The sequence below is a fragment of the Mycolicibacterium sp. CBM1 genome, from assembly GCF_054073305.1.
The window spans coordinates 248503-262604 of the sequence record NZ_JBSXPP010000004.1 but is presented as its reverse complement, the minus strand read 5'-3'; the positions used below and the strand labels follow the sequence as shown (position 1 = coordinate 262604).

Genomic DNA, 14102 nt, shown 5'->3' with positions numbered 1-14102 from the left:
TTGTGCCGCCGGATGCGCATACTGTGTGGCACCCCACCCCGTCGCGAGGAGAACGTATGGCTATCCGCGTCGCCCACATCGGCACCGGCAACGTCGGGCGCCTGGCCCTGGCCGAACTGATCAGCAATCCGGCTTTCGAGTTGACCGGACTGTGTGTGTCCGCCGCGGAGAAGGTGGGCAAGGATGCCGGCGAGCTGGCCGGGCTGGACGTGCACACCGGGATCGCCGCCACCACCGACCTCGACGCCGTGCTGGCGACCGGGCCGGAGTGCGCGGTCTACTGCGCAATGGGCGACAACCGCATGCCGCAGGCGATGGCCGATGTCTACAAGATCTCCGCGGCCGGTATCAACGTGGTCGGTTCCGCGCCGGTGGTACTGCAATACCCGTGGGGCGTGATGCCCGACAAGTACATCGAGCCACTGGAACAGGCTGGACAACAAGGTAATTCGAGCATCTTCATCAACGGTGTCGACCCGGGTTTCATCACCGACCTGATTCCGCTGGCGTTCGCCAGCACCTGCGCGAGCATCCAGCAGGTCCGGTGCATGGAGATCGCCGATTACGCCACCTACGACGGCGCGACGGTCATGTTCGACGTGATGGGCTTCGGCCGGCCTCTCGACGAGCTTCCGATGCTGTTCCAACCTGGGGTACTTAGCATCGCCTGGGGCTGTGGCATCCGCCAGCTCGCCGCGGGGCTCAACATCGAGCTGGAGTCCATCACCGAGAGCTACGAACGCGAGCCTGCCCCGGAGGCCTTCGACATCGCCGCCGGACATATCCCCAAGGGCGGCGTCGCGGCCGTCCGCTTCGAGATCAAGGGCATGGTCGGCGATCACCCGGCGATCGTCGTCGAGCACGTCACGCGGGTGCGTGGCGACCTGCGGCCGGACTGGGCACAGCCCGCCCAGGATGGCGGCTCCTACCGCATCGAGATCACCGGAGAGCCGTCCTACGCCGTCGACATCTGTCCGACCAGCGCCAAGGGCGACCACAACCATGCCGCGATCGCCGCCGCGGCGGCCCGGGTGGTCAATGCGATCCCTGCGGTGATCGCCGCGCCGCCGGGTATCCGAACCACCCTGAATCTGCCGCTGGTCTCCGAGGTGGAACTCTTCAGCACCCCCTGACCCCCGCCGAGCGGGTTTGGTCGAACCGATCGCCGGGTAGACACCGCACCGATTCGCCGGACGGCCCTGTGAACAGATCTGGAGAGACACGTGACGGTCAAGCGGTTGGTTCTGCTGGTGGGGGCGGCGCTGTTCGTCGTGGGCGTGATCGCACTGCTGGTGCCGGTCTCGACCTCGGACGGCAACGGCGGCAGCATCGGGTGCGGTAACGCGATCTCGGCCGACCTGTCCGGTGCGCGCGAAGCCAACAGCAAGACGGTGGCCAACGTTCCGATCCTGAATCAGGTTGTCCCACATGCCGATTACGTGGCGCAGTGCCAATCCGAGGTGTCACAACGGCGGGCCTGGTCGATCCCGCTGACAGTGATCGGCGCGCTGGTAGCAGGTGGCGCTCTGGTGGTCGGCGGCCGCCACGGCGCCGGATCGCTGACCTAGGGGCGATATCCCGGCACGATCAACGTGCCGGGATAGTTCACGTAGTACGAGAGGCACATCGGCACGTGCCGGCAGGCGATGATCGCCCCGGCGTCGGGTGCGGCACCGACTATCTGGGTCCTGCGCGGCGGCAGGTTGCAGTTCACCACGTACGGGTTGAGCGGTACCACCCCGTTGACGCAGTCGGGGCCGGCCGCGGCGATCGCCGGTGGCGGTGCCAGCGCGTCGCCGATGGCCGGAGCCAGAGCGGAAAATACTGCAGCGGCGGCCAATCCGGCCACCAGCAGACGGTCGGTCACCTTCGAAGCAACCATGACGAACCCCTATCGGCAGTTCTGCGCTCGTCGTCGAGCGTGAGGTCAACGCTACTCCGGGCGGCACCCGTGTGCGTGACGCTTCGGTGACGACACCGCGGGTGCGGAGTCGGTGGTGGTGCGACATTCGGGTCGGACAGCCATTCGTCGGCCCACTGTGGCAGATACCTGCAACTCGCCGTCCGGGGACGTACTAAACTAGAACACGTTCCAGTACGCCTACCGCCCCCTTAAGGACCCGGTTCATGCACACTGCCCTCTGCGACGAACTCGGCATCGAGTTCCCCATCTTCGCTTTCACCCACTGCCGTGACGTCGTCGTCGCCGTCAGCAAAGCCGGCGGCTTCGGCGTTCTCGGCGCGGTCGGTTTCACACCCGAAGAACTCGAGATCGAACTGAAGTGGATCGACGAGAACATCGGTGACCATCCCTACGGTGTCGATATCGTCATCCCGAACAAGTACGAGGGCATGGACGCCAACATGTCCGGCGACGACCTCGCCGAGATGTTGAAGAAGATGGTCCCTCAGCAGCACCTGGACTTCGCCAAGAAGTTGCTGGCCGATCACGGCGTGCCCACCTCGGACGCGGACTCGAATGCCCTGCAACTGCTCGGCTGGACCGAGGCGACCGCCACCCCGCAGGTCGAAATCGCCCTGCAGCATCCGAAGGTGACGTTGATCGCCAACGCACTGGGCACCCCGCCGGCCGACATGATCAAGCACATCCACGAAGCCGGCCGCAAGGTCGCCGCACTGTGCGGCTCCCCCGCCCAGGCCCGCAAGCACGCCGAGGCCGACGTCGACATCATCATCGCCCAGGGCGGCGAGGGCGGCGGCCACTGCGGCGAGGTCGGTTCGATCGTGCTCTGGCCGCAGGTCGTCAAGGAGGTCGCACCTCGTCCGGTGCTCGCCGCCGGTGGCATCGGCAGCGGTCAGCAGATCGCGGCCGCGCTGGCACTGGGTTGCCAGGGCGCGTGGTCCGGTTCGCAGTGGCTGATGGTCGAAGAGGCTCACAACACACCGGTCCAACAGGCCGCCTACATCAAGGCCAGCAGTCGGGACACGGTGCGCAGCCGCTCGTTCACCGGCAAGCCCTGCCGCATGCTCAAGAACGACTGGACTGAGGCGTGGCAGACGGCCGGCAACCCCGAGCCACTCGGAATGCCGTTGCAGTACATGGTGTCCGGGATGGCCGTCGCCGCCACCAACAAGTACCCCAACGAGACCGTCGACGTGGCGTTCAACCCGGTCGGTCAGGTTGTCGGCCAGTTCACCAAGGTCGAGAAGACCTCCGCGGTGATCGAGCGCTGGGTGCAGGAATACCTCGAGGCCAGCGGCCGGCTCGAGGAGATCAACGAGGCGGCCGCGGCCGTCTGACCCACGACGAGGAGGCCTCCGGGGCGGGACTTTTCACTGTTGTCCCGCCCCGGCGGCACTCTCGATCAGCTGGCCGGATAGAAATCGCTTCCGTTGCCCCAGTCGCCGGAGTGCAGATATCCCGGCTGCCAGCCCTGCGCACCGAGGCACAACATCGGCAGCCCGTCGGGCGACTGCGCGGCGGCCTGCGAGCCCGGGCACGGCGACCCGACCTCCTGCACGCCATAGATCTTCGGCGAGACCACCCAGAAACCGACACCCTCCGGCGGCCGGTCCATGCCGATCGGCGACTGCCCGGGAATCCAGTGGCATGCCAACGGTTCACCGCCCGGGCCGCGCCCGAAGACGAAGCGGTCCCACCGGTAGCACGGTGCGCTCAGGTACGCGTCGTAGCTCATTCCGGGCGGGTCGCCGGGGAACGGGCCATGGGGTTCGTCGGCCATCGCCGACGGGGCCACCCCCAACGCGGTGCCGGCGACAGCGGCAGCGATGACGAATTCGCGGAGCATCTTCCACCCTCTTGGTCGTGGCCGCAGGGGCCCTGTGCCCCCGACGGCCCTGGGCAGAGCCTAACGGCTGGCGTCGGGCCGACTCGGGTGAAACCGCAAAGGCGCACGAGTCGACCCCGACGTGACGCGCCCGACGATTTCTGCCTCCAGACGCTGCTCGCGCTATGTCCGGCTTGATAGGCTGCCGCGATTGCGTCGTCGGGGGGCGAAGTAAGAGGGCGACGGGAGACCTTGGTGGTTCAGACGCGCGCAGCGGCGTGGGGCTCAGCGCTGCCGTCGGCCGCCGACACCGCGGTGGTCGCTGCCGCCGTACGTCGTTGCGCAACCCAACCCGGCGTGTCAGGAAACCGGCATACAGTTGTTTTGATCGCCTCGGACGCGGTCAGCAGCGACGGTACGCAGGTCAGGGTTGCCGGCAACGATTCTCGGACACCCCCGACACACCCCGCGGGCAACCGCGATGCCGGTCTGTCCGACACCGGAACGGACACCGACACGCTCAGGGAGTTGCGCTGATGATCGAAGCCCAATTCCGGCTTTCCACGGCGTCGGACCACGACGCGCCGCGGGTGATCGCCGCGGGCGACATCGATCTAGCCAACGTCAGCCAGTTCCAGGACGCCATGAGCAAGGCGATGGCCGACGCCACCGCAGTCACCGTCGACCTGGGCGAGGTCACCTATTGCGACAGCGCCACCATCCGGGCGTTGTTCGCCGTCGCGGCGACCGTCGACCTCACCATGATCGTGGCGGCCGACGGTCCCATCCGCGCCCTGCTGGGCATCTCCGGCCTGGACCGGGTGGCCACCGTGGTCATCGAGGAGTAACCCGCACGATGCCTGTTCCCGAGTTCCAACCCCGCGACCTCTCCCAGCCCGGCGAGTTGTTCGACCGAATCCTCGAGCGAGTCCACCGAGACATTCCCGACGCCGTCGGGCTCGCGGTCACGGTGCACGACCGGCGTGCCGACGGCGACGAAATGACACTGCTGGCAGCCCGGGGATTCGGTTCCGACATCGTCGGCGCCCAGCTCGATGGCCGCGGCGGCCCCGTGGTCGACGCCTGCGTCCACCAGATACCGGTGCTCAGTCTCGATCTGTGGTCCGATGACCGCTGGCCCCAGCTGACCCTGGAGGCCATGCAGGCGCGGGCGCCCGAACACGTTGCGGCGTGGCGGGAGGTGCGCGGGTCGGTCGCGGTGCCCGGTGTCTGGAAGGCGGACGGCACCGTTGTGTTGTCGGTCGCCCTAGACCGGCCGGCGACGGCGAGCACGGTGACCACACTGATCGGCTACGAGCAGCTGGTCTCTGCTGCGATGGTCGCGGCCGGCGCCGAGGATGCCACCGCGACCGCCGACATGCTGGCCGTGCTTCAGTCGCGCGGAGCCATCGAACAGGCCAAGGGCGCGATCATGAGCCGGCTGCGTTGCGACGCCGACACCGCATGGGGGACGCTGCGCCGGGCCAGCCACGAATCCAACGTCAAACTGCGTGCGCTCGCGGTGGCGCTGATCGAGCACATCAGCGGGGCTCCCGCCGAGCAGCCCGCGGTGGGGTCCCCGATCGTCCCCGACGAGCCGGCCCGAACTGCCGCTCGGCTGCTGTGGGCGGTCCTCACCCATGACTCCAACCCGGTCTCACCCGGCAGCTGAGGCCGGCAGGTCGATGATCGTCGTCACGGCCACGATCTGGGGTTGTGGCGGCGCCGAGGAGAAGCCGAAGCCAACGGGCGGCAGCAGGGGTGCCACCCCGCCGAGGTCCGTTCCACCGAAGCTGCCGTCGACCCCGACGATACGGCGCGAGCGTCGCACGCCCTAGTACTCCCGCCGGCCATGGCCCGCACTGCCCGCGGTGTGCACACCCGCCACCAGCCGAGAGGCGACGGGATCGATCGCAGTGAGCCACCAGGGCGCGATGGCCAGGCGGGCGGGTACCAGCCGCAGCAGCCGATCCAGCGGCGCCGGACCGCCGAGGGACACCGCCACGGCCAGCCCCGGGGCCGTGACCGTCAACCGGCCTGCCGTCAGCTCCGAAGCCACCGGACCCAGCTCGATCCGGTCGAACCGATAGGTGCTGGCGACGAACTCGGCCACCTGCGCGTCGGGGGCCAGCAGGATCCGCTCGTCCTCGCGGGTCTGAACCATGACGTCGGTGAACGAGCCGAACGGCGAGTCCGTCCAACGGCCGACGACGAGCCGCACGCCGGCGGCCGTGCCGAATCCCGCGATGTGTCCGGTGAAGATCAACCGCTGTGTAGGCACCCGTTCGAGGGTAGCGACCCGTTCAGGCCGCGATGTGGCCCAATTCGCCGAGGAAACGCCGCGCCACCAGCGCCGAATTCACCACCGGAAGTGGTTGGGTGAACCTAACCCGCCCCGCAGCTGGAGGAACCCAATGTCCGCTCAACGGTCAGCAATCGCACCGTCGTCGCGTCTGCTCGCGTGGCTGGGGGGCGGCGGCATCCTGGCCGCCGTCGGGTTGGTCGTCGGGGTCACCGTGACGTCCGCTTCGTCGGACACGCTGCCCGTCGCGCAGGCGGCACCGACGACAGCGACCACGACGCCCACCACCACGGCAACGGCCACGACAACGGCAACAACGTCGGCGGAGGCCACCTCGACAACGTCGACGGCGTCCGGCGGGGCCGCGTCCTACCAGGCCGACGCACACGGCTACATCGACACCGGTGCCCGCTGCGACGACACCGAGACGCTGATGGCCTACGGTCGCACCTCGCGGTCGCTGGTCGCGATCTGCGTGAAGTCCGACGGCGGACTGGAATACCGAGGGGTGCGGCTCGCCGACAACGCCTCGCTGCATATCCCGATCAGCCGCAGCTCCGACGGAACGCTGATCGCCACCAACGACGGTGTCACCTACGCCGTCTCGCCCACCCAGTTCCTGGTGTCCGAAGGTGACGACGTCATCTACAAGGATTCCTGGATCGAGTTCAAGGAACCGCGCTTCTCGCCTTCGAGCAGTGGTTCGTCCTCCGCGACCACCACGGTGAGCACCACGACGGTCACCGTGACCACGACAGCCGCTCCGACGACGTCGAAATCGGGCGGCTAGCGCTCAGGGGTTGCGCCCACCGTTGACGCCGAGAATCTGTCCGGTGATGTAGCCGGCTTCCGCGGAGACTAAGAACGCACATGCCGCGGCGATGTCCTCGGCCCTGCCCATCCGGCGCACCGGGGTGGCGTCGATGTTGGCCTGGATGTCCCCGAGGTTCCCGCGCGATTCGGCCTTGCGCAGCATCGGAGTGTCGATGAAGCCCGGCGGCACCGCGTTGACCGTGATGAGGAGCGGACCGTATTCCAGCGCAAGGCTTTTGGTGAGGCCGTCGACCGCGGACTTGGCCGCGACATAGGCCGACATGTACGGGACACCGGAATGCATGCTCGACGACGAGATGTTCACGATGCGGCCCCAGCGCCGCGCGAGTCTCGGCGAGCGCGGCGTCGATCTGCGCGCGGTCGGTGACGTCGGCGACGTAGGAGTGCTCCGCGTTGCGGGGATTCAGATCGAGGACCGGCGCGCCAACCCGCGCGGTGACGTGCTGTCGGAGATGGCCGCGGCGACCTTCCCCGACGGTTCGGTGCCCGATCCCGGGGACGTGGCCCGGGTCGCGGCCAATCTCTACTCGGCCGGGCAGGAGACGACGGTCCGGCTGATCAGCACCGCCCTGCAAGGCCTCGGTGACCGCCCTGCTCGACGGGGTGCTGTTACGGGTCATCTGCACGGTGACCAGCTTCGGTACCGCGCTCGACCTGACCGCCGCCGAGGCGCTGCGCGACTAGCCCAACCCGAATGGAACACGTTTCAGTTGCCAGTTTCCAAAAGGCGCCACGCAGTGTTCCGGGCGTGGTGTAGGCATGGAACACCGGGCACTAGACAAGTTCATACGAAAGGTGCACTGTTCATGGTCAGCCCCAACTTGCCCCCCGGCTTCGATTTCACCGATCCCGACCTGAACAACGAACGGTTGCCCGTCGAGGAACTCGCCGAGCTGCGCCGGGTTGCGCCCGTCTGGTGGAACGAGCAACCGAGAGATGTCGGCGGTTTCGACGACGACGGGTACTGGGTCGTCACCAAGCACAAGGACGTCAAGGAGATCTCGCGGCGCAGCGACATCTTCTCCAGCCTGGAGAACACCGCCTTGCCGCGCTATCCGGACAATTCAGCGGTGTCGCACAAGGACACTGGCCAGTTCATCCTGCTGAACATGGACGCCCCGCACCACACCCATCTGCGCCAGATCGTCTCCCGCGCGTTCACCCCCCGGGCCGTCGAGACATTGCGCGCCGACCTGGCCACGCGGGCCGAGGCGATCGTCAAGGCCGCCGCCGCGCAGGGGTCCGGCGACTTCGTCGAACAGGTCTCCTGCGAGCTGCCACTGCAGGCCATTGCCGACCTGATGGGCGTCCCGCAGGACGAACGCAAGAAGCTCTTCGACTGGTCCAATCAAATGGTCGGCGAAGCCGATCCGGAGTTCGCCCGCAACGACCCGACGGGTGCAGCCGGCGAGCTGATCATGTACGGCATGCAGATGGCCGCCGACCGGACCGCTAATCCTCGCAACGACCTGGTGACCAAGCTGGTGCAGGCCGACGTCGAGGGGCACAAGCTCTCCGACGACGAGTTTGGCTTCTTCGTGATCCTGCTGGCAGTGGCCGGCAACGAGACCACCCGCAACTCGATCACCCACGGCATGACGGCCTTCACCGACTTCCCCGACCAGTGGGAGCTGTACAAGGCGCAGCGCCCGAAAACAGCGGTCGACGAGATCGTCCGGTGGGCGACTCCGGTGACGTCGTTCCAGCGGACCGCGCTGGAAGACACCGAGCTCGGCGGGGTGACCATCAAGAAGGGCCAGCGGGTCGTGATGTCCTACCGCTCGGCGAATTTCGACGAAGACGTCTTCGAGGATCCCTTCAGCTTCAACATCCTGCGCGATCCCAATCCGCACGTCGGCTTCGGCGGCACCGGTGCGCACTACTGCATCGGGGCCAACCTGGCCAGGATGACCATCGACCTGATGTTCAACGCGATCGCCGATCACATGCCCGACCTGACTCCCCTGGCCAAACCGGAGCGCCTCCGGTCGGGCTGGCTCAACGGCATCAAACACTGGCAGGTGGCCTACACCGGCGCGAACGCGAGCAAGAGCCCTGCGGTGCATGCCGATACAGTCGAAACGTGAGCGATACGGCCTGGACTCTGACCGCCGCCGAAGGCGAACTGCAAATTCTCACCGGGGTCGCCGGCCCCGCGGCCAAGATGGGCCACCGGCTCACCATCGCAATGGCGTCCTGGCGGGCCGACGTGCGTTGGAGCGGCCGCCAACCGGAGTCCGCCGAGTTGGTCGTCGACGTGGACTCGCTGCAGGTGATCAAGGGCGAAGGCGGGGTGACGCCGCTGTCGGGGCCGGAGAAGAGCGTGGTCCGCGCCAATGCGCTCAAGGCGCTGGACGTCAAGAAATACCCGCAGATCCGCTTCGCCACCGAGACCATCGCCACATCGACCGCCGGCTACCGCCTGGACGGAGCGGTCGAGATCCATGGCACCTCCCGGCCCTGCGACGTCGACCTGGCAGTCGAGGACGCCGGCGGGATCTGGACGATGTCAGCCGAGGTTTCCCTGGTCCAGACCGACTTCGGCGTCAAGCCATACTCGCTGCTGATGGGCACGATGAAAGTTGCCGACGAGGTGACGCTGCGCTTCACCGCGCGACACCCCAAGTAACAACACTGGTATGACCACTTGACCTCTGGCTGGTACCCGGTTCATGCTGAGTGAATGGCACTGCAGCAGGTCATCCGCCGGTCGGTCCCCGAAGAGGTCTTCGACCAGATCCTCGCCGATGTCCTCAGCGGCGAGATGCAGCCCGGCGAACCGCTGCCCAGCGAGCGTCGGCTCGCCGAGGTGCTGGGGGTGTCCCGGCCCGCGGTACGCGAGGCGCTCCAGCGCGTCGCCGCGGCCGGCCTGGTCGAGGTCCGTCAGGGCGACGCCACCACCGTGCGGGATTTCCGCCGGCACGGGGGGCTCGACCTGCTCCCCCGGCTGCTGCTGCGCAGCGGGAACCTCGACCCTGCGGTGGCCCGCAGCATCCTGGCGGCCCGGCTGCACAACGGTCCCAAGGTGGCCGAGCTTGCCGCCCAGCGCCAGGCACCTGGACTCGCCGACCGGCTCGACGAGTCGATCGCGGCGCTGGCGGCGGCGCAGGACCCGATCGAGCAGCAGCTGCACGCCCTGACGTTCTGGGATCACGTCGTCGACGGCGCGGACTCCATCGCATTCCGGTTGATGTTCAACACATTACGAGCCGCCTACGAACCGGCGCTGCCGGCGCTGCCGGCGATGATGGCCGCTGAAGTGGGCCACATCGAGGGTTACCGCTCGCTGGCAGCGGCCATAGCGGCGGGCGAGCCGGCCACGGCCGCCGCCGCGGCCCACGACCTGCTTGAGCCGGCGACCACCGCGCTGAGCACGGCGTTGACCGCTCTGGAGGAATCCCTGGGAGAGCAGCAATGAGCGGATCCCCACGCCCCCGTCCCGGTGTCACGCTGACCCAGGCCGCCCGCGAGTTCTGGCGTCACCCCTCACCCTGGCTACTGGCCGTCGGACTGGCCGCCGCCGTGATCGCCCGGATCGCCGTCGGCGACTGGCGTCCCGTCGACGCCCTGGTGCCGGTGCTGACAGCAGCGGCATTCCCGTTATTCGAGTGGATGATTCACGTTTTCGTCTTGCATTGGCGTCCGCGCCGGATCGGCCGGCTGACCCTCGATCCACTGCTCGCGCGCAAGCACCGCGAACACCACGTCGCCCCCCGCGACGTCGCGCTGGTGTTCATCCCGCTGCCGTCGGTGATGGGGGCCCTGGTGTCGGCGACGGCGATCGCACTGTGGGTGTTCCCGCGAACCGCCATGGGACTGACGTTCCTGGTGGCGATCCTGGCCTTCGGTCTGGGCTACGAGTGGTGCCACTACCTGGTGCACACCGACTACAAGCCGAAAACCGCTCTCTACCGGGCGATCCGGCGCGACCATCGGCTGCACCACTTCAAGAACGAGCACTACTGGTTCGGCGTGACCACGCCAGGCACGGCCGACCGGCTACTGCGCACCTATCCCGATCCCGCGACCGTCGCGAGCTCGCCCACCGCTAAGAACTTGCACGCGCAACATCTGCCCAGCTCTCGCTGAACGGCTTTGCGCCGCAACACTGTCACGCGTTGATGACCACCGGGTCACCGATGTGCACCTGGTCGAAGTACCACGCCGCGTTGTCGGGGCTCAGGTTGATGCAGCCATGGCTGACGTTGGCATACCCCTGCGATCCGACCGACCATGGCGCCGAGTGCACGTACACCCCGCCCCAGGTGATCCGCACGGCGTCGGCCACGGTCAGCTTGTAGCCCTCCGGGTCGCTAAGCGGGATGCCGATGGTGCGCGAGTCCATCACCACCGAGGACTGCTTCTCCAGAACGGCGAAATTGCCGACCGGAGTCGGGTGCTTGGGCTTGCCCATCGAAGCGGGCATCTGGCGGACCACCTGGCCGTCGATGCTGACGGTGAAGGTGTGCGCGGAAATGTCGGCGACGCCCAGCACGGTCGAGCCGGTCCCGAAGGTCCGTGGGATGCCGCCGGCCATCATCGTGACCTCGGAGTGCGCTGGCCAGTACTGGTCGGGCACGAACTGCACGGTGGTGTCGTCGAGCCACTCGAACCGTCCCGACACGTCGGCTGGGGAAGTCACCGAGATGGTCTGCTGCGCCGCCGACCGGTCGGTCACCGGCGCGGTAAACGTCACCACGATCGGGTGTGCCACCCCGACGAGCTGTCCGTTGGTGGGTGACACCGACGCGACGGTGGCGCCGCCGACCGACGGGGCGATGGCCGCGATACTGGTCGGCGCGGTCGCCGCCAGCGCCAGTATGGCGATGCCGGCGGCGGCAAGTACTCGGCGAACTACTCTGGCCATGGGTCCCGTCCTCTGGGCGATCAGCAAAGTCACAGTCTAGATGGCGTGAGGCGTTCGAGGCGGCGACGCACACGGAACATGCGGCCAGCTGCGGCAACTGCGGTGAACCAGGTGAGCTTGACGGCCCCAGCGCGGGACGACAGCGAAATCCGTCCAGCTAGCCGGCGGGCGCGGGGTCCGAACGCAGGCCCTGCAGGCGCTCGAGAATCCGCGTCCGCAGCGACGGCTTGCTCTCGGTGACCGGCGGGACGGTGGCAGGCGGTGCGCCGACGTCGACCGGCGGGACCGCTGCCGGGTCGACGGGTGCGGCCAGGGCGGGGTCCTGCGGTGCGGGTTCGACCGGATCCATCGTGATGGCGGTGTCCTGGACCTGTTCGGGGGCCGGCTCGGGCAGGGACTCGGGAGGCGGGGCCTGCAGAGACTGCTCGGGCGGCGGAACCGGAAACGCCTCGACTGGCGGGGCGGCGGGTGGCACCGCCGCCGGTTTCAGCGCGGGTGTCTCCGCGGTGTTGACCACGTCGCGGTGCACGGTCGGGGTCGTACGTTCGGGCACCAACTCCAGGCCGACGGCCACCGAGGACGACACCACGAAAGCCACCACGCCACCGACGAGCAGGGCCATGGGGGCCCGCTGAGCGGCCGAAGCCCGACGCGGGGCGGGGGCGACCGCCGAGACGGCGAAGAACGGATCGTCGAGGAGACCGACACTGTTCACCGACGCCAGCGCGGCGCCGCGGGCCAGCGCCAGTTCGGCCTCTGCCGGCGCGAGTACCAGGATGCCCAGAATCTGCTCGAGCTCGCGGGCCATGACGTCGAACTCGTCGCCCGAGCCCAGCAACACTAGGCCGTCGGGCTGCCAGCCCGGCCGGGCAAGCAGATCCGACAACCAGGCGATGAGATCTTGCTCGGTCTGCAGGTCGTAGTTGACCGCGGTCTGGACCGCCTCCTGGCCCGAGTCGACCACCAGGGCGACCACCGCCTCCGGCTCGACGACGCACACCGCGGTGACCTCGGAGCCGATCACCGCGCCGATGCCGCGGGCGAACGCCTCGGTGGCCTCCGGCAGCCGGATGGGGACCACATTGCGGAAACCGGAGTCGGCCAGGGAGTCCAGCAGCAGCGATGCCTCGAGGGAGGCGTCGTCGCTCCACGTGACACCGATGGACTGCAGTCGCTGGCCCCCGGCGATGGCCTGGGTGCGGGAGAGCGCCTCGGCGACGAACTCCGAGGTGGTGACCGGGCTGAATCCGCCGCGGCGCACCTCGAACGCGTCATGGTGCTTGGTGGCGCCATCGATCCCGTCGCCTTCGACGAGGACGAGTCCGACGGTCGTGGGTGTCATCGACAGTCCCAGGACGGTGTCCAACTAGTGCTCCTCTTCTGCCCTGACTTGCCGCCACGCACGCCGCGCCGCGGCCCGTGCGGGGTCTGGCTGCGGTACGTCGCCGAGAGCGCCGGAAGTGAACCGGACAGCGTGGTGGTCGTCGACCTTCGAGGAGCCTACCCGCAGTGGCTAATACCAGCGAGCGAGCGCGGGGCGGTCGCGGTAAGGCGACGATGCGATAACGGCCACACCCACGGCTGAGGCGGATGAAAAGCCAGCTCACCATACGGTGCCCGGTATATGGTCGAGGTATGGACCACGGCCACTACCACCAAGTTCTCGACGATCTGCGGCCCCAGCACCGCGCGTTGCGGCAGATGATTCCCGATGTCTACCGCGCGTTCAACGACATGAGCGGCGCGACTCTCGGCGCGGGCGCGCTGGATACGAAGGTCAAGGAACTGATGGCGATGGTCGTCGGCGTGGTGCAGGGCTGCGACGGGTGCATCGCCTCCCATGCGCGCGGGGCCGTGCAGGCCGGAGCCACCAAGGAAGAGGCCGCCGAGGCCGTCGGCGTGGCGATCATGATGCACGGCGGACCGGCCACCATTTACGGCGCCCGCGCCTATGACGCGTTCTGTGAATTCGCAGACGCGGCGGCGCCCACCTCGACCTGAGTCAGTCCTGCTGGCGCGGCAGAGCGGCAACCATCGGGGTGTCCACCCCCACCGCGCCGAATTCGTAAGAGCCTCCCGGATTTCCGATCGGGGCGTCCCGCCCAGGCAGCACCTCGGTAAAGAAGGCCGCGTTGTCGGCGAGGAACCGCTTCTCGTCCTCGGGCAGGTCCGACTCGAAGTAGATCGCGTCGACCTCGCACAGGATCCGGCAGGCCCCGCACTCCACGCACTCGTCGGGGTTGATGTACATGGTGCGGTCGCCCTCATAGATGCAGTCCACCGGGCATTCCTTCATGCACGCCTTGTGCTTGACATCGACACACGCACTGCTGATCACGTAGGTCATGAC

General features: G+C 68.0%; 18 protein-coding genes and 1 pseudogene. 11 read left to right on the top strand and 8 right to left on the bottom strand.

Annotated elements, in window-relative coordinates; translation table 11 throughout:
* Positions 1 to 56 precede the first annotated feature (56 nt).
* Together ACXDF8_RS07535 and ACXDF8_RS07530 are read left to right on the top strand one after the other, a co-directional pair.
* Positions 57 to 1133, top strand: a complete 1077-nt coding sequence (locus tag ACXDF8_RS07535; protein ID WP_457222619.1) for an NAD(P)H-dependent amine dehydrogenase family protein — start codon at positions 57 to 59, stop codon at positions 1131 to 1133.
* A 90-nt stretch (positions 1134 to 1223) separates the two neighbouring features.
* On the top strand, positions 1224 to 1568 hold the full coding sequence (locus ACXDF8_RS07530) for an aminopeptidase (RefSeq protein WP_457222618.1): 345 nt from the start codon (positions 1224 to 1226) through the stop codon (positions 1566 to 1568).
* Here ACXDF8_RS07530 and ACXDF8_RS07525 read toward each other — a convergent pair.
* Entirely contained in the window at positions 1565 to 1882 is a 318-nt protein-coding gene (locus ACXDF8_RS07525) for a hypothetical protein (RefSeq protein ID WP_457222617.1), read from the bottom strand. The genes ACXDF8_RS07530 and ACXDF8_RS07525 overlap by 4 nt on opposite strands.
* A gap of 245 nt (positions 1883 to 2127) precedes the next feature.
* Here ACXDF8_RS07525 and ACXDF8_RS07520 point away from each other — a divergent pair, with 245 nt between their 5' ends.
* On the top strand, positions 2128 to 3261 hold the full coding sequence (locus ACXDF8_RS07520; protein ID WP_457222616.1) for a nitronate monooxygenase: 1134 nt from the start codon (positions 2128 to 2130) through the stop codon (positions 3259 to 3261).
* Positions 3262 to 3326: 65 nt separating this feature from the next.
* Here ACXDF8_RS07520 and ACXDF8_RS07515 read toward each other — a convergent pair whose 3' ends face one another.
* Entirely contained in the window at positions 3327 to 3770 is a 444-nt protein-coding gene (locus ACXDF8_RS07515) for a hypothetical protein (RefSeq protein ID WP_457222615.1), read from the bottom strand.
* Positions 3771 to 4285: 515 nt separating this feature from the next.
* Between ACXDF8_RS07515 and ACXDF8_RS07510 the strand changes: the two genes are divergently transcribed.
* The gene (locus ACXDF8_RS07510) at positions 4286 to 4597 is read left to right on the top strand and encodes an STAS domain-containing protein (RefSeq protein WP_457222614.1); all 312 of its coding nucleotides are present in this window, start codon (positions 4286 to 4288) and stop codon (positions 4595 to 4597) included.
* Positions 4598 to 4605: 8 nt separating this feature from the next.
* A complete protein-coding gene (locus ACXDF8_RS07505) occupies positions 4606 to 5421 on the top strand; it encodes an ANTAR domain-containing protein (protein ID WP_457222613.1) in 816 nt (271 codons plus the stop codon).
* On the opposite strand, the gene ACXDF8_RS07500 is transcribed toward ACXDF8_RS07505, so the two are convergent.
* Together ACXDF8_RS07500 and ACXDF8_RS07495 are read right to left on the bottom strand one after the other, a co-directional pair.
* Entirely contained in the window at positions 5407 to 5580 is a 174-nt protein-coding gene (locus tag ACXDF8_RS07500) for a hypothetical protein (RefSeq protein ID WP_457222612.1), read from the bottom strand. The two genes, ACXDF8_RS07505 and ACXDF8_RS07500, sit on opposite strands and share 15 nt — an antisense overlap.
* Positions 5581 to 5583: 3 nt before the next feature.
* The gene (locus tag ACXDF8_RS07495; protein ID WP_457222611.1) at positions 5584 to 6030 is read right to left on the bottom strand and encodes a hypothetical protein; all 447 of its coding nucleotides are present in this window, start codon (positions 6028 to 6030) and stop codon (positions 5584 to 5586) included.
* A gap of 133 nt (positions 6031 to 6163) precedes the next feature.
* On the opposite strand from ACXDF8_RS07495, the gene ACXDF8_RS07490 reads away from it, so the two are divergent.
* Positions 6164 to 6841 (top strand): hypothetical protein, encoded by a 678-nt coding sequence (locus ACXDF8_RS07490; protein WP_457222610.1) that lies wholly within the window; start codon positions 6164 to 6166, stop codon positions 6839 to 6841.
* Positions 6842 to 6844: 3 nt separating this feature from the next.
* On the opposite strand, the pseudogene ACXDF8_RS07485 reads toward ACXDF8_RS07490, so the two are convergent.
* Positions 6845 to 7424 (bottom strand): annotated as a pseudogene (locus ACXDF8_RS07485) (SDR family NAD(P)-dependent oxidoreductase).
* Positions 7425 to 7691: 267 nt separating this feature from the next.
* Between ACXDF8_RS07485 and ACXDF8_RS07480 the strand changes: the two are divergent.
* From ACXDF8_RS07480 to ACXDF8_RS07465, 4 genes are read left to right on the top strand one after another with little or no spacing between them, the layout of a single operon-like run.
* Positions 7692 to 8972: a cytochrome P450 gene (locus ACXDF8_RS07480; RefSeq protein WP_457222609.1), complete on the top strand. Its 1281-nt coding sequence runs from the start codon at positions 7692 to 7694 to the stop codon at positions 8970 to 8972.
* The gene (locus tag ACXDF8_RS07475) at positions 8969 to 9514 is read left to right on the top strand and encodes a YceI family protein (protein ID WP_457222608.1); all 546 of its coding nucleotides are present in this window, start codon (positions 8969 to 8971) and stop codon (positions 9512 to 9514) included. The genes ACXDF8_RS07480 and ACXDF8_RS07475 overlap by 4 nt, the downstream gene beginning before the upstream one ends.
* A gap of 54 nt (positions 9515 to 9568) precedes the next feature.
* Positions 9569 to 10303: a FadR/GntR family transcriptional regulator gene (locus ACXDF8_RS07470; RefSeq protein ID WP_457222607.1), complete on the top strand. Its 735-nt coding sequence runs from the start codon at positions 9569 to 9571 to the stop codon at positions 10301 to 10303.
* Positions 10300 to 10974 (top strand): sterol desaturase family protein, encoded by a 675-nt coding sequence (locus tag ACXDF8_RS07465; RefSeq protein WP_457222606.1) that lies wholly within the window; start codon positions 10300 to 10302, stop codon positions 10972 to 10974. The genes ACXDF8_RS07470 and ACXDF8_RS07465 overlap by 4 nt, the downstream gene beginning before the upstream one ends.
* Positions 10975 to 10996: 22 nt before the next feature.
* Here ACXDF8_RS07465 and ACXDF8_RS07460 read toward each other — a convergent pair whose 3' ends face one another.
* Both ACXDF8_RS07460 and ACXDF8_RS07455 read right to left on the bottom strand, forming a co-directional pair.
* On the bottom strand, positions 10997 to 11752 hold the full coding sequence (locus ACXDF8_RS07460; RefSeq protein ID WP_457222605.1) for a L,D-transpeptidase: 756 nt from the start codon (positions 11750 to 11752) through the stop codon (positions 10997 to 10999).
* A gap of 157 nt (positions 11753 to 11909) precedes the next feature.
* Positions 11910 to 13118: a DUF7159 family protein gene (locus tag ACXDF8_RS07455; protein ID WP_457222604.1), complete on the bottom strand. Its 1209-nt coding sequence runs from the start codon at positions 13116 to 13118 to the stop codon at positions 11910 to 11912.
* A 269-nt stretch (positions 13119 to 13387) separates the two neighbouring features.
* Here ACXDF8_RS07455 and ACXDF8_RS07450 point away from each other — a divergent pair, with 269 nt between their 5' ends.
* On the top strand, positions 13388 to 13753 hold the full coding sequence (locus tag ACXDF8_RS07450; protein WP_457222603.1) for a carboxymuconolactone decarboxylase family protein: 366 nt from the start codon (positions 13388 to 13390) through the stop codon (positions 13751 to 13753).
* 1 nt (position 13754) lies between these two features.
* Here the strand turns inward: ACXDF8_RS07450 and fdxA are convergent, their stop codons facing one another.
* Positions 13755 to 14099: a ferredoxin gene (gene fdxA, locus ACXDF8_RS07445; RefSeq protein WP_457222602.1), complete on the bottom strand. Its 345-nt coding sequence runs from the start codon at positions 14097 to 14099 to the stop codon at positions 13755 to 13757.
* Positions 14100 to 14102 lie beyond the last annotated feature (3 nt).